This is a genomic window from Brevibacillus centrosporus (assembly GCF_003710815.1).
In the GTDB taxonomy this organism is placed as follows: Bacteria; Bacillota; Bacilli; order Brevibacillales; family Brevibacillaceae; genus Brevibacillus; species Brevibacillus centrosporus.
Genome location: NZ_RHHP01000002.1, coordinates 43,713 through 62,751, shown reverse-complemented (window position 1 = coordinate 62,751; position 19,039 = coordinate 43,713). Strand labels below are relative to the sequence as shown.

20 protein-coding genes, 1 other RNA gene and 1 pseudogene are annotated in these 19,039 nt (G+C 51.1%); 19 read left to right on the top strand and 3 right to left on the bottom strand.

Features of this window, described 5'->3' with window-relative positions:
- The first annotated feature begins 7 nt into the window (after nt 1–7).
- The 4 genes from aspS to EDM55_RS03550 all read left to right on the top strand — a co-directional run bounded on the left by aspS (nt 8) and on the right by EDM55_RS03550 (nt 4,212).
- Nucleotides 8–1,792, top strand: a complete 1,785-nt coding sequence (gene aspS, locus EDM55_RS03565) for an aspartate--tRNA ligase (RefSeq protein ID WP_092269430.1) — start codon at nt 8–10, stop codon at nt 1,790–1,792.
- 49 nt (nt 1,793–1,841) lie between these two features.
- Nucleotides 1,842–2,023: non-coding RNA, 6S RNA (ssrS, locus tag EDM55_RS03560), on the top strand.
- Between the two features lie 68 nt (nt 2,024–2,091).
- Entirely contained in the window at nt 2,092–2,847 is a 756-nt protein-coding gene (locus tag EDM55_RS03555) for a tRNA threonylcarbamoyladenosine dehydratase (RefSeq protein WP_122925601.1), read from the top strand.
- Between the two features lie 6 nt (nt 2,848–2,853).
- Nucleotides 2,854–4,212, top strand: coding sequence for an AAA family ATPase (locus EDM55_RS03550; RefSeq protein WP_092269427.1), 1,359 nt, complete (start codon nt 2,854–2,856; stop codon nt 4,210–4,212).
- Nucleotides 4,213–4,227: 15 nt separating this feature from the next.
- Here EDM55_RS03550 and EDM55_RS30140 read toward each other — a convergent pair whose 3' ends face one another.
- Nucleotides 4,228–4,401 (bottom strand): hypothetical protein, encoded by a 174-nt coding sequence (locus tag EDM55_RS30140; RefSeq protein ID WP_170184422.1) that lies wholly within the window; start codon nt 4,399–4,401, stop codon nt 4,228–4,230.
- 96 nt (nt 4,402–4,497) lie between these two features.
- On the opposite strand from EDM55_RS30140, the gene cymR reads away from it, so the two are divergent.
- The 4 genes from cymR (at nt 4,498) to EDM55_RS03530 (ending at nt 7,122) form a co-directional block, all read left to right on the top strand.
- On the top strand, nt 4,498–4,917 hold the full coding sequence (gene cymR, locus EDM55_RS03545) for a cysteine metabolism transcriptional regulator CymR (RefSeq protein WP_092269424.1): 420 nt from the start codon (nt 4,498–4,500) through the stop codon (nt 4,915–4,917).
- Nucleotides 4,918–4,955: 38 nt separating this feature from the next.
- Nucleotides 4,956–6,104 carry a cysteine desulfurase family protein gene (locus EDM55_RS03540; RefSeq protein ID WP_122959636.1) on the top strand — a complete coding sequence of 383 codons (1,149 nt, stop codon included), beginning with the start codon at nt 4,956–4,958 and terminating at the stop codon, nt 6,102–6,104.
- Nucleotides 6,105–6,255: 151 nt separating this feature from the next.
- Nucleotides 6,256–6,618 carry a DUF4183 domain-containing protein gene (locus tag EDM55_RS03535; RefSeq protein ID WP_122959635.1) on the top strand — a complete coding sequence of 121 codons (363 nt, stop codon included), beginning with the start codon at nt 6,256–6,258 and terminating at the stop codon, nt 6,616–6,618.
- 123 nt (nt 6,619–6,741) lie between these two features.
- The gene (locus EDM55_RS03530) at nt 6,742–7,122 is read left to right on the top strand and encodes a DUF4183 domain-containing protein (RefSeq protein WP_122959634.1); all 381 of its coding nucleotides are present in this window, start codon (nt 6,742–6,744) and stop codon (nt 7,120–7,122) included.
- Nucleotides 7,123–7,194: 72 nt separating this feature from the next.
- Here EDM55_RS03530 and nhaC read toward each other — a convergent pair whose 3' ends face one another.
- Entirely contained in the window at nt 7,195–8,547 is a 1,353-nt protein-coding gene (gene nhaC / locus EDM55_RS03525) for a Na+/H+ antiporter NhaC (protein WP_122959633.1), read from the bottom strand.
- A 239-nt stretch (nt 8,548–8,786) separates the two neighbouring features.
- Between nhaC and EDM55_RS31365 the strand changes: the two are divergent.
- The 6 genes and pseudogenes from EDM55_RS31365 to EDM55_RS03500 all read left to right on the top strand — a co-directional run.
- A pseudogene (locus tag EDM55_RS31365) lies at nt 8,787–8,870 on the top strand (methyl-accepting chemotaxis protein); the annotation flags it as partial.
- Nucleotides 8,851–9,159, top strand: a complete 309-nt coding sequence (locus EDM55_RS03520; protein WP_375371889.1) for a hypothetical protein — start codon at nt 8,851–8,853, stop codon at nt 9,157–9,159. The pseudogene EDM55_RS31365 and the gene EDM55_RS03520, both read left to right, overlap by 20 nt.
- A gap of 97 nt (nt 9,160–9,256) precedes the next feature.
- Complete coding sequence (recD2, locus tag EDM55_RS03515; protein WP_122959632.1) at nt 9,257–11,518, top strand: SF1B family DNA helicase RecD2; 2,262 nt, start codon at nt 9,257–9,259, stop codon at nt 11,516–11,518.
- Nucleotides 11,519–11,592: 74 nt separating this feature from the next.
- Nucleotides 11,593–12,072 (top strand): PRC-barrel domain-containing protein, encoded by a 480-nt coding sequence (locus EDM55_RS03510; RefSeq protein WP_092269406.1) that lies wholly within the window; start codon nt 11,593–11,595, stop codon nt 12,070–12,072.
- A 36-nt stretch (nt 12,073–12,108) separates the two neighbouring features.
- Complete coding sequence (locus EDM55_RS03505; protein ID WP_049737968.1) at nt 12,109–12,315, top strand: YrzR-like zinc ribbon domain; 207 nt, start codon at nt 12,109–12,111, stop codon at nt 12,313–12,315.
- A gap of 28 nt (nt 12,316–12,343) precedes the next feature.
- Nucleotides 12,344–12,538, top strand: coding sequence for a hypothetical protein (locus EDM55_RS03500; protein ID WP_246011181.1), 195 nt, complete (start codon nt 12,344–12,346; stop codon nt 12,536–12,538).
- 181 nt (nt 12,539–12,719) lie between these two features.
- On the opposite strand, the gene EDM55_RS03495 is transcribed toward EDM55_RS03500, so the two are convergent.
- Nucleotides 12,720–13,406, bottom strand: coding sequence for a TerC family protein (locus EDM55_RS03495; RefSeq protein ID WP_092269400.1), 687 nt, complete (start codon nt 13,404–13,406; stop codon nt 12,720–12,722).
- A 367-nt stretch (nt 13,407–13,773) separates the two neighbouring features.
- On the opposite strand from EDM55_RS03495, the gene EDM55_RS03490 reads away from it, so the two are divergent.
- The 5 genes from EDM55_RS03490 (at nt 13,774) to EDM55_RS03470 (ending at nt 18,911) form a co-directional block, all read left to right on the top strand.
- The gene (locus EDM55_RS03490) at nt 13,774–14,838 is read left to right on the top strand and encodes an AI-2E family transporter (protein ID WP_122959631.1); all 1,065 of its coding nucleotides are present in this window, start codon (nt 13,774–13,776) and stop codon (nt 14,836–14,838) included.
- 322 nt (nt 14,839–15,160) lie between these two features.
- Nucleotides 15,161–17,809 carry an alanine--tRNA ligase gene (alaS, locus tag EDM55_RS03485; protein ID WP_122959630.1) on the top strand — a complete coding sequence of 883 codons (2,649 nt, stop codon included), beginning with the start codon at nt 15,161–15,163 and terminating at the stop codon, nt 17,807–17,809.
- A gap of 118 nt (nt 17,810–17,927) precedes the next feature.
- Nucleotides 17,928–18,188 carry an IreB family regulatory phosphoprotein gene (locus EDM55_RS03480; protein WP_092269719.1) on the top strand — a complete coding sequence of 87 codons (261 nt, stop codon included), beginning with the start codon at nt 17,928–17,930 and terminating at the stop codon, nt 18,186–18,188.
- A 10-nt stretch (nt 18,189–18,198) separates the two neighbouring features.
- Nucleotides 18,199–18,615 (top strand): Holliday junction resolvase RuvX, encoded by a 417-nt coding sequence (gene ruvX, locus EDM55_RS03475; RefSeq protein WP_122959629.1) that lies wholly within the window; start codon nt 18,199–18,201, stop codon nt 18,613–18,615.
- 5 nt (nt 18,616–18,620) lie between these two features.
- Complete coding sequence (locus tag EDM55_RS03470; protein WP_092269388.1) at nt 18,621–18,911, top strand: DUF1292 domain-containing protein; 291 nt, start codon at nt 18,621–18,623, stop codon at nt 18,909–18,911.
- Nucleotides 18,912–19,039 lie beyond the last annotated feature (128 nt).

The following is a 19,039-nucleotide window of genomic DNA, read 5'->3' as shown; positions in this document are numbered from 1 at the left end:
TACCAACATGTCATGGCAATATCGCACCGTACATTGCGGAGAAGTAACAAAAGAACACGTAGGACAGGAAATTGTCCTGAATGGCTGGGTACAAAAACGCCGCGACCTCGGCGGAGTTATTTTCATCGACTTCCGTGACCGTACAGGGATCGTGCAAATCGTATTCAACCCTGAGCACCACAAAGGCGCATGGGAGCTGGCCGACAAGGTCCGCAGCGAATACGTACTGGTCGTAAAAGGAACCGTCGTGAACCGTGCACCGGAAGCGATCAACCCGAAACTGCAAACAGGTGAAATCGAGGTCCATATCTCTGACATCCAAATCTTGAACGAAGCGAAAACGCCTCCGTTCCAAATCGAGGATGAGATCGATGTAGATGAGCAGGTTCGCCTGAAATACCGCTATCTGGACCTTCGTCGTCCCGAAATGCAGCGCTCCCTGTATCTGCGCAGCAAAGCAGCGAAAGCGTTCCGCGATTACCTCGACAACAACGGTTTCTTAGAGGTTGAAACTCCGATCCTGAATAAGAGCACTCCAGAGGGCGCTCGCGACTACCTGGTGCCATCTCGTGTGCATCCAGGAGAATTCTACGCATTGCCTCAATCTCCTCAGCTGTTCAAGCAGCTGTTGATGGTATCCGGTCTGGAGCGTTACTATCAGATCGCCCGTTGCTTCCGTGACGAAGACCTGCGAGCTGACCGTCAACCGGAATTTACGCAAGTGGACATCGAGACCTCTTTCCTGTCGATGGAGGAAATTTTGCCGATGATGGAAGAGATGGTGGCTCACGTATTCAAAGCAACGCTTGGTGTAGACATCCCAACCCCATTCCCGCGCCTGACTTATGCAGAAGCGATGGGACGCTATGGCTCCGACAAGCCGGACGTACGTTTTGGTATGGAGCTGACAGATGTATCTGACCTCGTGGCATCCAGCGACTTTAAAGTATTTGCAAGTGTCGTTGCAGGCGGCGGTCAGGTAAAAGCGATCAACGCAAAAGGCTGCGGTCATTATTCCCGCAAAGAAGCAGACGACCTGCAAAAATTCGCGAACCGCTATGGTGCAAAAGGCTTGGCTTACATCGGCTTCCAAGGCGGCGAAGTAAAAGGTCCAATCGCGAAGTTCTTTAAAGAAGAAGAGATCGCGGAGCTGAAAAAACGCCTGTCTGCAGAAGATGGCGACTTGCTCCTGTTCGTAGCAGACAAACCAAAAGTGGTTGCAGATGCGCTGGGCGCTCTGCGCTCCAAGCTGGGTGCAGAACTTGGCCTCATCGACCACAGCAAATTTGCTTTCCTGTGGGTCGTAGACTTCCCGCTGGTTGAATGGGATGAAGAAGCAAAACGCTACGTGGCGCTGCACCATCCGTTCACACGTCCAAAAGACGAAGACCTGCACCTGTTCGACACGGATCCAGGTCAAATCCGTGCACAGGCATACGACATGGTACTCAACGGCTATGAGCTTGGCGGCGGTTCCATGCGGATCTTCAAGCGCGATGTCCAAGAGAAAATGTTCAAAGCGCTCGGCTTTACACAAGAAGAAGCTCGTGAGCAATTTGGATTCCTGCTCGATGCTTTCGATTACGGCACACCACCACATGGCGGTATCGCCCTTGGTCTGGACCGCTTGATTATGCTGCTGGCTGGACGTACGAACCTGCGTGAAGTAATCGCGTTCCCGAAAACAGCGAGTGCAACCGACCTGATGGTAAACGCACCAGATGTCGTAGCACCAAGACAGCTGTCCGATCTGCATATCGCAACGACTGTAGAAGAAAAGGTAGAAGCGTAAGCGACTTGCACAACCGCATGACGATTTGATACAGTGGTAATACTAAAAAGAAGCCCTGAGATGTACGTGAAATCCGATAGTTTTGAGCCACAAAGTTTGTTTAGGGAGTTTTTCGTCCGCAACTGTAAAGGCATGCCTCCATCGAGTGGACGTCTGTAATGGTTGGGCAAGACACCCACCTGCGATGAGCAGGTTCAAAACTAAGGAGCTACACGGCATAATGGGGCTCCTTTTTTCGCTGGAATCCTACTTTTCCGATGGATTATAATTTCGCGGATGAAATGAAAGGTGACAAGAAGATGCTCCATCAATTTTCTCGTTGTGAATTGGCCTTCGGTCCCGAAGGTTTGGAAAAAATGAAAAATAGCCGCGTTGCGGTATTAGGTATAGGCGGAGTGGGATCATTCACGGTTGAGGCATTGGCCCGCACAGGCGTAGGCAAGCTTGTAATGGTTGACAAGGATGTCGTGGATATTACAAACATCAACCGTCAGATTCATGCTACACTAAATACCGTCGGGCAAAAAAAGGCGGAGCTGATGAAGGAACGAATCGCCGCGATTAATCCGGAGTGCGAGGTCGTTACCTTGAACATGTTCTTTACAGCGGAGACCGCCGATGAATTTTTCGCGCATGAAGTGGATTACATCGTAGATGCCATGGATACCATGTCCGCGAAGCTTTATTTGATCAAAGAAGCGAAACGACGCAACATTCCCATTATCTCCAGCATGGGAGCGGCCAACAAAATGGATCCAACCCGTTTCGAGGTAGCCGATATCTCTCAAACGAGCTACGATCCGATCGCCAAGGTGATTCGTCGTGAGCTGCGCAAGGCTGGGATCTACAAAGGGGTAAAAGTGGTCTATTCCCGTGAGATTCCGGTGACCGTCCGCTCAGATGTACGTGAACAAATCGTTTCCAATCCGGATTCACCCATTAGCAAAGTGCGGCAGCCTCCAGCAAGCAACGCCTTTGTCCCTTCCGTAGCTGGATTGATTCTGGCAAGTGTCGTTGTGCGTGATCTGTTGGACTGGCAGCCGATAAAAGGATAGTGACCTATGGATGATCTTTTCACGTTTGCCTACGACCAGCAGGGTGGAGGCAAACAAAAGCCATTGGCTGCCCGCATGCGCCCCCAATCGATTCAAGAGGTCATCGGGCAGTCTCACATTCTCGCTCCAGGTAAACTATTGCGACGTGCGATTGAAGCCGACCAAGTATCCTCGCTGATCTTTTACGGACCGCCTGGAACGGGGAAAACCACTTTAGCCAAAGTCATTGCGAGGTCGACGCGGTCCCATTTTTCAGAATTGAATGCGGTCACGGCTGGCGTCGCAGACATCCGGAAAGTGGTGGAAGCAGCCAAAGAGAGGCTTGTCATGGACAATCAGCGAACCACGTTGTTTGTCGACGAGATCCATCGCTTCAACAAATCCCAGCAGGACGCTCTTCTGCCTTATGTAGAAGAAGGGACGATTATTTTGATTGGAGCGACCACGGAGAATCCTTTTTTTGAGGTGAATCCGGCCTTGCTGTCCCGCTCCCAGATTTTTTCACTACAGTCGTTGACGCACGAAGAATTGGGTCAAGTGATGGAGAGAGCGTTAACGGATGAAGTAAACGGACTGGGAGAGCTTCGGGTCTCTCTGACACCAGAAGCTTCTGAGCATTTGATCCATTACGCAGAAGGCGATGCCAGGAGATTGTTGAATGCCTTGGAGCTGGCTGTTACCACGACGCCTGCAGGTTCCGACGGGCGTGTGACGATTACCCTGGATGTCGCGGTAGAGTCTATCCAGCGAAGAGCTGTTCGTTATGACAAGAGCGGAGACAACCACTACGATACGATCTCCGCTTTCATCAAATCCATCCGCGGCTCTGATCCGGACGCAGCCTTGTATTGGCTTGCACGAATGATCGATGCGGGAGAGGATCCGCGCTTTATTTCCCGCAGGCTTGTCATTTCTGCTTCGGAGGACATTGGCAATGCCGATCCGCAAGCCATCGCAGTCGCTACCGCCTGTTTTCAAGCAGTGGAATTGGTTGGCATGCCGGAAGGACGGATCCCACTGGCACAAGCGACGACCTACCTGGCTACAGCTCCGAAAAGCAATGCCGCATACAATGGAATCAATGCAGCCTTGGACCGGATCAGAAACGATGGTCACAAGGCAGTCCCGATCCATTTGCGCGACGCGGCCTACAAGGGTGCTGCCAAGCTGGGGCATGGAAAAGGCTACAAGTACCCGCATGATTACCCATATGGGTATGTCCCGCAGCAATATTTGCCAGATGGTGTGAACTATTCGTTTTACCTGCCAAAAGACCATGGCTACGAAAGGCATATCAAACGATTTCAGGAAGAGCGAAAAAAACTGGATGACCGGGGATTGCCACAAAAAAACTCCCCCGAATAGAGGGAGAGCTTTTCGTCAGGTACGGACATCTCCGCCTGGCTTATTTGGCAGATCGCCATTTTCATTCGGCTGCTTGCTCTGCTCGGTGGCACCGTAGCGGGCTTTGTGAGCGATGGTTCCTGCCGGCTGATCGTACAAGGTATTGGACGGGTGGTTCTTCCCGCGTTCTGAACCCTTATTTGTCGCCATGTGACTTCACCCCCATGGATGCTAGTTTGTCCCGACACGCCCAAGTCATGTAGGGGCTGGCGGGGGAAAAGATTTGTATAGAGGAGAGATTGTTACGTGAAGATTTCTACGAAAGGGCGTTATGGGCTCACGATTATGATGGAGCTGGCCAACCGTAACGGTGAAGGGCCGACTTCCTTGCGCAGCATCGCCCAGCGCCATGATTTGTCAGAGCATTATTTGGAGCAATTGATCGCGCCACTGCGCAATGCTGGACTAGTAAAAAGTATTCGCGGTGCTTACGGTGGATATGTCCTTGCCAAGCAGCCAGAAGAAATTTCGGCTGGCGATATTATCCGTGTGCTGGAAGGTCCGATTAGTCCTGTAGAGTTCGCGGAAGAGGAAGATCCAGCAAAACGCTACCTGTGGCTGCGCATTCGCGACAGCATTTCCGCTGTACTCGATTCGACTTCCCTGCAAGACCTGATTACGTTTGAGGATGACGGTCGTTCGGACAGCTACATGTTTTACATTTGACCTATCGTCAAATGATTAATGAGCAGAAGGTGACACCCGTGTCTGACATGATGTACTTTGATCACGCCGCCACTACCCCGGTGCATCCACGGGTATTGGAGGCTATGACCCCATACTTGACGCAAGTGTTTGGCAATCCGTCCAGCGTTCATGGCTTCGGTAGAGAAGCACGCAAAGCTTTGGAGCAGGCGAGGGATCAGATTGCTGCTTTCATGGATGCCGATCCCCAGTCACTCATCTTTACTGGCAGCGGGACAGAAGCAGATAACCTGGCGATTATCGGAGGAGCGATGGCACAGCGGGAACGCGGCCGTCATATCATCACCTCCCAAATTGAGCATCACGCCGTTTTGCATGCGTGCGAATACTTGGAGCAGGAAGGCTTCGAGGTGACGTATCTTCCGGTGGATGAGACAGGTTCCGTGCGATTGGCTGATCTGAAGGAGGCTGTTCGACCGGATACTGTGCTCGTATCCATCATGTACGGCAACAACGAGGTAGGCACGATTCAACCGATTGAGGAGATCGGTACGTTTTTGCGTGAAAAAGGCATTCTTTTTCATACCGATGCTGTACAAGCCTTTGGGGTACTGCCTATTCGCGTGCGGCAGCTCCCTGTGGATATGCTCTCTGTGTCTGCCCATAAGATCAATGGACCCAAGGGAGTAGGAGCGCTGTATCTGGCGAAAAAAGTTCCGATCGAACCGATCCTGCATGGAGGCTCCCAAGAGCGGAAACGGCGAGCAGGGACAGAAAACCTCGCGGGAATCGTCGGATTTGCAGAAGCTACAAAGGTGACCGAAGAGGAAATGGACGACCGCGTCTCCAAATACAAGCGAATGAAAGAAGAAATGCAGGCGGTTTGGAAGGAAGCGGGGATTGCTTACCAGGTCAATGGTCACCCCGAAATGGTCATGCCGCATGTTTTCAATGTCAGCTTTGTCGGCGTACATACAGAGACGATGCTGATGAACCTGGATTTGGTTCATATCGCTGCATCGAGTGGATCTGCATGTACGTCTGGCTCGCTCGAGCTGTCCCATGTTTTGAAAGCCATGCATCTGGAGGACAGCGTCTCGCACTCTGCCATTCGCTTTAGCTTTGGTATCACGAATACCGTGGAAGAAGCTCGCCGTGCAGCAGACGCTGTTGCCAAAATCGTACAGCGACTGGTCAAGCGCGCATAAAAGAATGGATTGGTATAGAGAAAGAGGATGGAAACCGTTTGGGAGTAGCTGCCCGAGCGGTTTTTTTGCATGTACCTGGTAGGTGAAGAACCATGCCATTCTGTAAACAAAAACATATTCTAAAGAAAATGACAGTGAGCAGGGGGAGGATATGCACATACGAGATGCAGCCTCAGCGAGACGGAAGCTACTTGTGCCATCAGGCTGTCCCGATATTTTTCCAGGCAACAATCAAGGCCAATTCCTGCAAACCGAAGTGTACTATTACTGTGCTTTGGCAAGTGGCAGTACCCGTTATTTTACGGACCACGACCGTCTGATTGAATACCAGTCTTCACTCATTCTCGATCCGCAGCAAGTGTCCTATATGAATCTTTTTGTCAATGGCATGCTCCAGCCTCCCATTCTGTATGAAGTGAGGAGGGGACTTTTGCTTCTCAAGACAACGGATGTACCTCAGTCCGGAGTCATGATTATGCTGCAATTTGTAAAGATTCTTTTGCCTAATCCGTGAGCGACCAACACCGAATCGTTTTGTGCTGAAAAAATAGGAGCTGCATCAGCGGCACTTGTCCACACGCTTTCAGCAAGTCCTCATACAATACAGTATGGATGAGGGAAAGGAGGAGAGTTTCACATGGCACTTGAAATCATGAAAATTGTCGTAGGGGCTACCACTGTCACAAATGTAGTACCGACGGCGACTCGTCTGTTTTATCAGGTTCCCGCTTTGACTACTGGTCCGACGACGTTGAGCATCGACGCAGCTGATTTTCTCCAGGACGATGGAAACGCGGCAACCACTCTGCCTACCTTGGATGCGAACAACAGCTACTACAACGTGTTCATCAATGGCGTTTTGCAAATGAGCGGCCTTTCCGTATATACACCAGGAGCAACAGGAGTAGGGAGTCTTGCCATTACCGTGCCTACAGGGGAAAGCATTTCTGAGGATACAGTCGTGGTGCTGGAAATTGTCAGCTACGTTCCGACTTCGACTACGACGATTACGGGGTAAAGAAAGAGCAAAAACCGTTTGGGAAAACGAGCCCGAACGGTTTTTTTGTAGAAATTCTCTTGACGATCGAAGCTACGCCTTTTTGCGCCATGCGTACAGGAATGTCAGTAGAGGCGATAGCCACAGGTACATGACGTAAGGCAGGTATTCCAAAGTAGAGACGTGCAGGGTCGTGCTAAAAAAGGCACCGCTGACTCCCCAAGGGATGAGCGGATTGACGAGCGTGCCGCAGTCCTCCAGCGTACGGGACAGTCTTCGGCCTTCCATCTTCCGAGCTACGAATGCTTCTCGAAACATTTGCCCAGGCAGAAGGATAGAAAGATATTGTTCCCCTGTCAGCACATTAACGAGGATGGAGGAAGAGCCAGCCAGGCCAACCAATTCCGCGTCTCTTCGTATACGCTTGATCAGGCCGCTAAATAGAGCATCGAAAACGCCGCTGCTCTGCAGGATGCCACCGAGGGACAGCGCAATCAGAATGAGGGCAATGGACCAGGTCATCGACAAAAGGCCGCCCCGATTCACGATGGCTGTCACCGCTTCGTTAGGAATGTCGAGGGTAAAGCCGTTTTGCATGACATTCATCCAGGTCACGGGTGAATAGACACCTTGCATCCACGCTGCCGTAGCAATACCGCTGACAATCCCGCAAACGAGTGTAGGGAGAATCGGCTTTCGCAGCGCGGAGCAGACGAGCACGACGAGAGCCGGCAACAGGGTTCCGAGCCCTAAAGCAAAGTGCTGCTCCAGAGCGATTCGGATTTGGGAAATGGCATTCATATCAACTTCAACCGTTCGCCCCTGCATTCCGAAAAACAACGCGGTCAAGACGAGCGCGGGGATCGACGTGTTCATCATGAATTTAATATGCGAGGCCAGGCTGACGTCTGCCATGGCTGCCGCGAAGTTGGTCGTATCCGAGAGCGGAGACATTTTGTCCCCAAAGCAAGCCCCGCAAATGATCGCGCCGGCAGTCAGCAGCGGGTCCAAGCCGAGGGCAGTTGAGACGCCCATCAAAGCCACACCGATGGTACTGAGCGTCGTAAAAGAGCTCCCCGTCACACTGGATACGATAATCGTCAAAAACAGGGTACTGATCGTAAAGTATTCAGGGGAGATCACGGAAATCCCGAGATCCAGGATAGTTGGGACGGTTCCACTCATCATCCAGACACCGATCAGGATGCCAATCAGGCAGAGGATGAGCATGGGAGCGATGGCAGACTGGATGCCTTTGATCAGTCCATCCTCCATTTGCTTCCAGGAGACTCCAAAAAAGCGCAGTAGGGTAGCAGCTACGATCGTTGCCCCCAGGAGCGGCATATGCGGCTCTACTTTACCAAAAAACAGGGCAGGAAAGAGAATCCCAAATATAGCAAGCAGCACCCAAATGCTTTGGGCAAAAGATACAGATTTGTTGTTCATGCTGAAAACTCCTCGTAGATGGTAGGTTCACTTTTCCGCTTCTTTGCTTTTGCGCTTTTGTGCGTTTAAGTGAGCTAGAGGTACTTTATCCCGATTTGCTAGATTCGTCAACGAATTCCGCTGTATTCGTAATCGTAAAAAAATACGGAGTAATGAGCCGTTTTGTCTGTGGTGATCTATTCCAATTGTGGTTGATTCTGGAAAGTGGTACACTTATGCTTGGCAGGCTATGACAATAGAACTACTGCTCCGATCAGACTAATCTGCTCGCGCTCAATGCAGCGATTGAAGCAGCACGTGCTGGTGAGCAGGGGCGGGGTTTCATCCGCGAGCGAAAGCTTCCAGCAGATCTTGATCGCCGTCCAGGATGTAAGCCATCAGGTCAATCGAATGAACGAAGCGGCTCAGACGATCCATCGCGATACCGAAAAGCTGGTAGGAAACTCGGATCGCATCGCGAAGCTCGCCGAAACGGCTGCCCATGACACCCAAGAGGTAGCAGCTGCGTCCCAAGAGCAGACCGCGACAACAGAAGAGATGTCTGCTGCTGCGGAAAACTTGGCGCAAATGGCAGAGCGGTTGTCAGAACAGATAAAACGATTTACAATTTAACAAGCGTTTACTGGTAGAATCCACTTTGGTTGAAAGTGGATTTTTTCCTTCCCAACGGGTATTGAGACGAAAAAGAACTGGGCAAGGAGGAAGCAAGATGGACGAGCAGCAATCAATTTCCTTGTTTGCTGAAAACTACATTCGGGGATTTGTCACCCAAGAAATTTTTTACAATGAGGAAACATGGTACGGTGTTATCCGTCTAAAGATAGAAGAGACAACGGAAGCCATCAAGGATTCGGAAGTCATCATCGTAGGGAATTTTCCAAAGCCACATCCGGATGAGCTCTATACGTTTTACGGGGACTGGAAAACACATGCGCGCTTTGGACAGCAGTACGTGGCCAGACGCTACGAGCGGGAGACACCCAAAACGATTGCAGGGGTCGAACGCTATTTGGCGAGCGGGCTTTTTCAGGGCATCGGAAAAAAGATGGCGAAGCGCATCATTGAGCAGCTCGGAGTGGACGCTTTGACCATCATCGCAGATTATCCGGAGAGGCTGGCAGAGGTACAGGGGATTTCCGAATCGAGGGCCAAGATCATTTATGAATCGGTAATTGAGCATCGTTCGCTGGAGAGTGCGATGGTGTTCCTGTACGATTTTGGCATCGGTGTCAACATGGCGCTGCGCATTTACCAGACCTACAAGCTGGAAACGATGACAGTGCTCAAGGAAGAGCCGTATCGCCTGATTGAGGATGTCCAAGGCATCGGTTTTAAACGGGCGGATGATATCGCGCGCTCAACGGGGATTGCCGCTTCTTCAGAAGAGCGGGTAAAAGCAGCAGCCTTGTTTACGCTGCAGGAGGCGTCCTATTCGGAAGGGCACGTATACCTGCCCGTGGACGAGCTTTGCGAAAAAACGATGAGGCTTTTGGACGAGTGTGGCGGGCATGCATTTGCGGCCGATGAGATTACTCAGGCTGTCGAAGCGCTGTTTATCGCTACAAAGATTGCCTGGGAAGACGATCGGGTTTATTTGCCCTCCCTGTTTTTCGCAGAGCTTGGACTGGCAAAGAGACTGCGGCATTTCTCCGAGCGTGATCAATTTGCTTCCTTTCCTACCTCCGAGTTCTACAGAGCCATCGGAGCGGTGGAGGATGAGCTGGCCATTACGTATGCACAAACGCAGCGTGACGCGATCCAGCAAGCGATTACATCTGGACTGATGCTGCTGACTGGGGGACCTGGTACAGGGAAAACGACCGTGATCAGAGGGATCTGTCGTGTGTTTTCTCAGCTGCATGGCTTGTCGCTGGACCTCAAAAAGTATGGAGAGGACAATCCGTTTCCTATTTTACTCGTGGCCCCTACTGGCCGTGCAGCCAAAAGGATGACGGAGACGACTGGACTTCCTGCGATGACGATCCACCGACTGCTCGGCTATAAAGGCGAAAGCTTTGAGCATGACGCGGAGCATCCGATCCAGGGACGCCTGTTGATCATTGATGAAATGTCCATGGTGGATATCTGGCTGGCAAACCAGCTTTTCAGGGCGATCCCGGATGATATGCAAATTATTATGGTGGGTGACCCTGATCAGCTGCCGTCTGTGGGGCCAGGAAACGTGCTGCAGGACATGATCCGCTCGGGATTGCTGCCGCTGGTTCAACTGACCGAGATCTACCGTCAGGCGGAAGAGTCCACGATTATCCGGCTTGCGCATGATGTGCGAAAAGGAAATGTACCGGCGGATTTGCTGCACACGACACCGGATCGGCGATTTTTCACAAGTTCGCCACAAGATGTGCCGGAAGCAGTGAAACAAATTTGCTCGGGGGCCGTAAAGAAAGGGTATACGGCAAAAGATGTACAAGTCTTGGCCCCTATTTATAAAGGAAGTGCCGGTGTTAACAAGTTGAATGAAGAGTTGCAGGAGCTGTTTAATCCAAAGACAGCCCAAAAGCGGCAAGTGACGTTTGGAGAAACGGCTTTCCGCACGGGTGACAAAGTCCTGCAATTGGTGAACAATGCCGAAGAACAGGTGTTCAACGGTGACATGGGTGAGATTGTTGCGATTTTTTTCCCGAACGAAAACGCAGAGAACGAAGAGATGCTGGTCGTATCCTTTGACGGCCGGGAAGTAACATACAAGCGCTCCGCGTATCATCAGCTGACGCTGGCGTACTGTTGCTCCGTTCATAAGTCACAAGGGAGCGAATTTCCGATCGTAGTTATGCCGTTCGTAAAAAGCTATTACCGAATGCTTCGGCGCAAGCTTGTCTATACAGGGATTACCCGAAGCAAATCCTTCCTCATCATGTGCGGCGAGCCGGATGCATTTCGCGCGGCAGTGGAAACAGATGAAGAGGGCGTGCGGTACAGCTATCTTGAGGAACGGCTTCGGCAAGGGTAGGTTTGGAACCTTTTGCGTGGAATGACCCCCGTCCAATCGCCAGATACTAAAAGGGCGGAAGGAGGAAATCCCACATGCGCAAGGCATTGGATGTAGTCGGCTTGCCCGTCGTTTGCCTACAAACAGGAGAGACGATCGGTACCGTCCGTGACATTCTTTGTGACTCCAGCTGGTATGTACGCGGAGTCTTGCTGAGCGAGCAGGGTTGGTTCCATTCAGGTACCTACATTCCTACCGAACGTATACACGCGGTAGGGGAGTCCTGCCTTACCGTATCGGGTAAAGACGCGATTACGCCCTTGCCTCATCTCGCCGGTCTGGAACCTGTCGGCTTCGTGACGGGAAAGACGAAACTAAAAGGAAAAGCGGTTATTACCGCTTCCGGTGAACTCCTGGGCAGATTGGAAGACGTTTACTTTTCTGCGAACTGGGAGAAACTTGTAGGGTACGAACTGTCTTATGGCTGGTTTGCGGACATAACCGAAGGCCGAAAACGCCTCTATGCGCCGCCTACCGTTATCGTCGGGGAGGAAAACCTGATCGTGCCGGACTAATGGTTCGTAGCCAGGCGTGAAAGGGAGGAAAGCGTAATGCGTGTCATTTGCCCGAACTGCAGTTCCAAAGATGTAGGAAAAATTGGTACCAATCAGTACTACTGCTGGAATTGCTTTATAGAGATGAGCGTGACTAACGAGCAGATCGCCTCTGTCTACCAGGTGGAGGAAGATGGGTCGTTGCACTCGCTCAATGATCTGTTTATCGAGGATCAAACGGTTAGCGCTCAACTGAATATGTAATTTCACTGAGCGACTAAAACAACTGGAGGTGGCACGCTTGGTAGTAAGAAGCCTGTTGCGCGTCCTTGCCACAAGCGGTATCGTGGCAATCATTGGCTATTTGATGGCTCCGCGCCGACGCAGTCGATTCGCATTCAAATGGAACCGAATGCCTTTCTCCATGCGCGACATGCAGCGTATGATGAAAACAGGGCGCAAACTGATGCGTGCCGTTGCCAGGTAACCTAGATGAAACGATCCAAAAGCTGACGCCTGTCATTTCGGGTGTCAGTTTTTTTGTCGTTTCATTTATCGCAGAAAAAAGACACCTCCTGCATCCGCACCGACTATCCTGTAAGATGGCCGCTGCTCTGCGAGAGGTGTCTTTGGTTATTTATAGGTTAGATGCAGCAGGGCTAGCCAGCTTACGATTGTTCTGCCAATCGCTTTTGCTTCTGGCTTTTCATGCGACCCGTCAGCAGTACGCCCACTACGATGGCTACGATGAATACCCATTTCACCCAAGGATAAGCGGCGAAGAAGGGTGCCAGGAATTTTTCCGAGGTAACCATGCTTGCTGCCGTATAAGCCAATACAGCAGAACCGATGTAGATGACGATCGGGTATTTCTCCATGAACTTCAGAATCATGGTACTTCCCCACACCATGATCGGAACGCTGATGACCAAACCGATGATCACCATCAGGAAGTCGCCATGGGCAGCACCTGCAACTGCGATCACGTTATCCAGCCCCATCACCGTATCTGCGACGATAATCGTCCAGATCGCTGCTCCCAAACTGCCGCTTGCTTTCATGTTTTCATGACTGTCATCCTGTACGAGCAGCTTCAGCGAGATCCATACGAGGATCAATCCACCGACGAGCATCAGGCCAGGAATTTTCAGCAACCAAACGACTGCCATAGTCGCCAATGCACGAATGACAATGGCACCGACCGTTCCCCAAATAATTGCCTTTTTCTGTTGATGTGCGGGAAGATTTCGAGCGGCCATCCCGATGACAATCGCGTTGTCGCCTGCTAAAACCAAGTCGATGACGACAATGGCAAGCAGCGCCGACCAAAACTCAGGGGTAAACAATAGATCCATTTCTCTTCCTCCTCGTCCTTGGAAAGTAAAAATCCTCCGGCCGTTTTCTTGATACCTCCTATAGTTTGCTGCAGAGGGGGAAAAAGAAAACGACCTTTCCCTGGACAGGCAAAGGTCGTGAAACAAACAGAAAACAACCTTTACCTGTTAGGCAAAGGTCTTGCTTACAACATAAGGTACATGTTGCCAACATAGCCGGGGATTTCTCCCGTAATGACGACTATGTTGCGAAAAAGCTACTCCCCTTTGGAGATATCCACTTGTAATATCATACTACTTCGATGATTCCGATGTGTCAATAGGGTACATGATTTTTGTGCGGCTGAGCCATTCTATTAGATACGGAAAGGAAGGGAGGTCTGTCAGCATGGATGAACTCCGGCGCAGTCGCCTGTTCGCCGCCGCCATTTGGCTCATTGCCCTGTTGATCATCGCCAACTTGCTGTGGCTGCTGCGACCTGTCTTGTCACAGCTGTTTCATTTATTGGAGGAAGTCCTGGTCCCCGTTCTGGTCGGCCTGATTATCGCGTACTTGCTCCATCCCATTGTGCAGCTGCTGGAGAGGCGCAGAGTTCCGAGGCTCATGGCTGTATTGCTTATCTACGGTTCCTTTGTGCTCATAATTGCTATCGGCGTCGTCAACGCCATCCCGATTTTTACGAAACAGCTGGTGGAGCTGTCCGATGATCTGCCGAGGCTATCTGAATGGTATTACAAATGGATGAGCGAATGGGAAGCACATAAATATTTTTTGCCTGACAGCATCTCGCACGGGGTGGATCGCGTTATTATACAGTCGCATGAGAATATGTCGCGTTCCGTCACGCAGCTGGTAAACAACGCCCGCAACTCAATCGGTAAGGTGCTTGCGTATGCCGTTGTTCCGTTTATCGCCTTTTATTTGCTGAAGGATATGAAGCAGCTGCATGAAGCGGGAATGTCAGTCGTGCCTCGGGCATACCGCAAGCAGGTTCTCGCGGTATTGCGCGACATCAACGAATCTCTGGGAAACTACATACACGGTCAAATGACGGTCGCGATTATTGTTGGCGTATTTGCTTACCTGGGATACTGGCTGGTCGGAATGCCTTATCCGTTTGTCCTCGCAGCTTTTGTCTGCTTGACGAACATCATTCCGTACATAGGGCCTTTGATCGGTGCAGCGCCTGCAGTCGTAGTGGCCTTGACCATTTCAACCAAGATGCTCCTGCTTGTGCTTTTGATCAATATTGTGATTCAGGTCGTGGAGGGGAATATCTTGTCGCCCAATATCGTGGGGCGTTCCCTACACCTGCATCCGCTGCTCATTATCATGGCACTCTTGGCAGGGGAGGCCATTGGTGGTGTCATTGGCTTGATCGTGGCTGTACCTGTGCTGGCCGTTTGCAAAGTGATTATCAGTCGAGTGGCTTTGATGTTGCATGAAAGTTGACAGTGATCGCCTAAAAAATTTATAATACGAACAAAGCAATACTGCATTGATCAATGAGGGAACGAGTACGTTGCAGCCCTTCTACAGAGAGGACGCTCCACGGTTGAGAGAGCGCCCAGAAGAAGTGCGACAGAAGGCTACTCCTAAGACCGGGCAAAAACCGGCGGCTTGGCACCGTTAAAAGCCGGAAAGCGACAGGTATTTTGGCTCTTTGTTTAAGAGCATGGTGTATGCCTGTAAGCAGGGTGGTACCGCGAGAAAAACAGTTCTCGTCCCTGAGGGGATGGGGGCTTTTTTTATTTTTCTTTAGAGGAGAATGTAAATGAAGAAACTGACAGGCAATCAAATTCGCCGGATGTTCTTGGACTTCTTTGTGGAAAAAGGACATCGAATTGAACCGAGCGCTCCCTTGGTTCCGATCGACGACCCTTCCTTGCTGTGGATCAACAGCGGTGTGGCGACTCTCAAAAAATATTTTGACGGCCGCATCATCCCGGACAACCCACGCATCACCAACTCGCAAAAATCCATTCGTACCAACGACATCGAAAACGTTGGACGCACGGCTCGTCACCATACGTTTTTCGAGATGCTGGGGAACTTCTCCATCGGCGACTACTTCAAAGAAGAAGCAATCGAGTGGGCATGGGAATTCTTGACCAGTCCAAAATGGATCGGCTTTGATCCAGAGCTGCTTTCCGTTACCATTCACCCAGAGGACGAGGAAGCTTTCGAATACTGGAATAAAAAAATCGGCGTACCGGAAGAGCGAATCGTTCGTCTGGAAGGCAACTTCTGGGATATCGGCGAAGGCCCAAGCGGTCCGAACACGGAAATTTTCTACGATCGTGGTGAGGCGTTCGGAAATGATCCAAGTGATCCTGAACTCTACCCAGGCGGTGAAAACGAACGCTATCTGGAAGTTTGGAACCTGGTGTTCTCCCAGTTCAACCACAATCCAGACGGCACGTATACACCACTGCCGAAGAAAAACATCGATACCGGTATGGGTCTTGAGCGCATGGCTTCCATCATTCAAGGGGTGGACAACAACTTTGAGACAGACCTGTTGTTCCCGCTGATCGAGGAAACCAGCAAGATCTCCGGTGTGGCATACAAGACAAGCCCTGAAATGGACGTTGCCCTGAAAGTTGTCGCTGACCACGCTCGTACGGTTGTGTTTGCTATCGGTGACGGTGCACTTCCTTCCAACGAAGGTCGTGGCTATGTTATCCGCCGCCTGCTTCGCCGTGCCGTTCGCATGGGTAAGAAACTGGGAGTGGAAAAACCGTTCCTGTACAGCCTGACAGCTACAGTCGGTACCATGCTGGGCGAATTCTACCCAGAAGTGGTGCAAAAACGCGAATTCATTGAAAAAGTCATTCGTGCCGAGGAAGAGCGTTTCCACGAGACGTTGAACGATGGACTGGCGATCCTCTCCGACATGGTGAAGAACGCGAAAGCAGCAGGCAAAACGCAGCTTTCCGGACAAGATGTGTTCAAAATGTACGATACGTATGGATTCCCTGTGGACCTGACAGAGGACTTTGCGGATGAGCAGGGACTGACCGTTGACCGAGATGGCTTCGATCAAGCGATGGAAGAACAGCGTGAGCGCGCTCGTGCAGCTCGTCAGGATGTAGACAGCATGCAGATCCAGGGCGGTCCTTTGTCCGAGCTGACGGTTACGAGCCAATTTGTTGGTTATACTGAATTGGTAGCGACAGGTAAAGTAGAAGCGATTATTTTCGAAAACCAACTGACAGAGGAAGCGGAGGAAGGCCAGACCGTTCAAGTCGTTCTGAGCCAGACACCGTTCTATGCGGAGAGTGGCGGACAGATCAACGATGAAGGCTATCTGATCTCCGATTCCGTAAAAGCACGTGTAACCGACGTACAAAAAGGTCCTAAAGGCCAAAACGTACACTCTGTTACGGTGGAAGCGGGCACACTGCGCAAAGGCGATGAAGTACGCGCAGAGGTGAATCGCGAAGCACGTCTGGCGATCACCAAGAACCACACGGCTACACACCTGTTGCACCAGGCTTTGAAAGACGTACTGGGCACGCATGTTAACCAGGCTGGTTCATTGGTTGCTCCTGAAAGACTGCGTTTTGACTTCACACACATCAGCGCTATCACAGCAGAAGAGCTGGAGCGCATTGAAGCGATCGTCAACGAAAAAGTGTGGGAAAATCTCGCTGTCGAGATTTCCAACAAAGCGATTGCAGAAGCAAAAGCAATGGGTGCTATGGCTTTGTTTGGCGAAAAATACGGTGACATCGTACGCGTGGTAAAAGTGGGCGACTACAGCCTGGAGCTGTGCGGTGGCTGCCATGTAAGCAACACGGCAGAGATCGGACTTTTCAAGCTCGTGAGCGAAAGCGGCATCGGTGCAGGCACTCGCCGTATCGAAGCGGTAACCGGTCGCGGTGCTTATCAGTTCCTGAACCAGCAGTTTACTACGCTGAAGGAAGTTGCACATGCTCTGAAAGCTCCTGTTATTGCAGAAGCTCCTGCACGTGTAGAAGGTCTGCAGCAGCAGCTGAAAGAGGCACAGCGTGAGAACGAATCGCTGCGCGCGAAGCTGGGTAATATCGAAGCGGCTTCCTTGACCGATCAGCTCAAGCAAGTAGATGGCATGAACGTGCTGGCTGCACGCGTATCCGCAGTCGATATGGACAACCTGCGCGGCATGGTGGACGAGCTGAAAAACAACCTGGGCTCGGCCGTGATCGTTCTCGGTGCAGTAGACGGTGACAAGGTGAACCTCGTAGCAGGGGTCACCAAAGATCTGATGGATCAAGGCATTCATGCCGGTAAGATCATCAAGGAAGTCGCGACTCGTTGCGGCGGTGGCGGCGGTGGCCGTCCTGACATGGCACAGGCAGGCGGGAAAGATCCATCCAAGCTTCAGGAAGCACTGGATGCAGTAGCTGAGTTCGTGAAAACGCAAGCAGTGGCGAAATAACACAGCCAAAGTGTAAAATTTGCGCGATCTACAAGGAGTAGAGTCGAGCAAGGTCGAATACAATGGGTAGCAAGAAGCCAGTAAGGTACAAGTCTCAAAGGAAATCGAGGTGTTGATTGTGAGTTCGTTGGATAATACCATGAAGTTCACGGTGCCAAAGGAAGCAAATGCGGCGGAAGTGCAAGAGACGTTGACAGAGGTGTACAAAGCCCTTCAGGAAAAGGGATACAACCCGATCACCCAGATCGTCGGTTACTTGCTCTCTGGCGATCCGGCGTTTATCCCACGCCACAACAACGCGCGCAGCCTGATTGGCAAATTGGAACGGGACAAAATCATAGAAGAGTTGGTGACCGTTTACTTGTCAGAGCGCAAGTAAGCCTGCTTATATGACACGATTAATGGGTTTAGATGTTGGCGACAAAACGATTGGAGTAGCAGTCAGTGATGAGCTTGGTTGGACGGCCCAAGGGGTAGAGACGATCAAACGGCAATCCAAAGAAAAGGATTTTGCCCGCTTGCAGGAGCTGATTGCCCAGTATCAGGTTGGAGCCATCGTGGTTGGTTTGCCGAAGAATATGAACGGCACGATCGGCCCCCGTGCGGAAATGTGCCAGTCATTCGGCAAGCTTCTGCAGGAGAAGACCTCTCTTCCTGTCCACATGTGGGATGAAAGGTTGACGACCATGGCAGCGGAGCGTATGCTTATCTCTGCCGATGTCAGTCGCCAAAAGCGAAAGACGGTAATAGACAAAATGGCGGCCACATTGATCCTACAAGGATATATGGACGCAAAATCGAGGTGACCACAATGACTGAAGAGATGAACGAAGAGTTTGAAGTGGGCGATGTGATTGCCCTGACAGAAGAAGGTACCGAGGAGCCTCGTGACTTTAGGATCATGTACATCTTTGACATCGAAGATCGCAGCTATTTGGTGCTTGTACCCGTCGATCAAGAAGAGGAAGAGGAATACGAAGTTCACTTCCTGCGCTATGATGGTACAGACATGCTGCAGCCGATCGAAGACGACGAAGAGTGGGAGCAAGTCGAAGCTACCTTCGAAACGCTGATCGCGGATCTCGAGAAGGACGGTATTTAAGAAAAAACGAAGGAGGACCCAGATGAGGGTCCTCTTTTTTCTACAAAAATCGCGCTTTTTTCCTGAAATATCCTATATCGTGACAAGGTAGACAACCCTCCTGTATAATGATGAGGATCGAGAGAGAA

Excerpts from the sequence above, each read along its gene's own strand:
- EDM55_RS03555 (WP_122925601.1), top strand. The coding sequence starts at position 2,092 with ATGCTCCATCAATTTTCTCGTTGTGAATTGGCCTTCGGTCCCGAAGGT.
- EDM55_RS03490 (WP_122959631.1), top strand. The coding sequence starts at position 13,774 with ATGGATGAACTCCGGCGCAGTCGCCTGTTCGCCGCCGCCATTTGGCTC.
- EDM55_RS30140 (WP_170184422.1), bottom strand. The coding sequence starts at position 4,401 with ATGGCGACAAATAAGGGTTCAGAACGCGGGAAGAACCACCCGTCCAAT.
- EDM55_RS03550 (WP_092269427.1), top strand. The coding sequence starts at position 2,854 with ATGGATGATCTTTTCACGTTTGCCTACGACCAGCAGGGTGGAGGCAAA.
- alaS (WP_122959630.1), top strand. The coding sequence starts at position 15,161 with ATGAAGAAACTGACAGGCAATCAAATTCGCCGGATGTTCTTGGACTTC.
- EDM55_RS03530 (WP_122959634.1), top strand. The coding sequence starts at position 6,742 with ATGGCACTTGAAATCATGAAAATTGTCGTAGGGGCTACCACTGTCACA.
- EDM55_RS03495 (WP_092269400.1), bottom strand. The coding sequence starts at position 13,406 with ATGGATCTATTGTTTACCCCTGAGTTTTGGTCGGCGCTGCTTGCCATT.
- recD2 (WP_122959632.1), top strand. The coding sequence starts at position 9,257 with ATGGACGAGCAGCAATCAATTTCCTTGTTTGCTGAAAACTACATTCGG.
- ruvX (WP_122959629.1), top strand. The coding sequence starts at position 18,199 with ATGACACGATTAATGGGTTTAGATGTTGGCGACAAAACGATTGGAGTA.
- EDM55_RS03510 (WP_092269406.1), top strand. The coding sequence starts at position 11,593 with ATGCGCAAGGCATTGGATGTAGTCGGCTTGCCCGTCGTTTGCCTACAA.
- nhaC (WP_122959633.1), bottom strand. The coding sequence starts at position 8,547 with ATGAACAACAAATCTGTATCTTTTGCCCAAAGCATTTGGGTGCTGCTT.
- aspS (WP_092269430.1), top strand. The coding sequence starts at position 8 with ATGTCATGGCAATATCGCACCGTACATTGCGGAGAAGTAACAAAAGAA.
- EDM55_RS03470 (WP_092269388.1), top strand. The coding sequence starts at position 18,621 with ATGACTGAAGAGATGAACGAAGAGTTTGAAGTGGGCGATGTGATTGCC.
- EDM55_RS03535 (WP_122959635.1), top strand. The coding sequence starts at position 6,256 with ATGCACATACGAGATGCAGCCTCAGCGAGACGGAAGCTACTTGTGCCA.
- EDM55_RS03505 (WP_049737968.1), top strand. The coding sequence starts at position 12,109 with ATGCGTGTCATTTGCCCGAACTGCAGTTCCAAAGATGTAGGAAAAATT.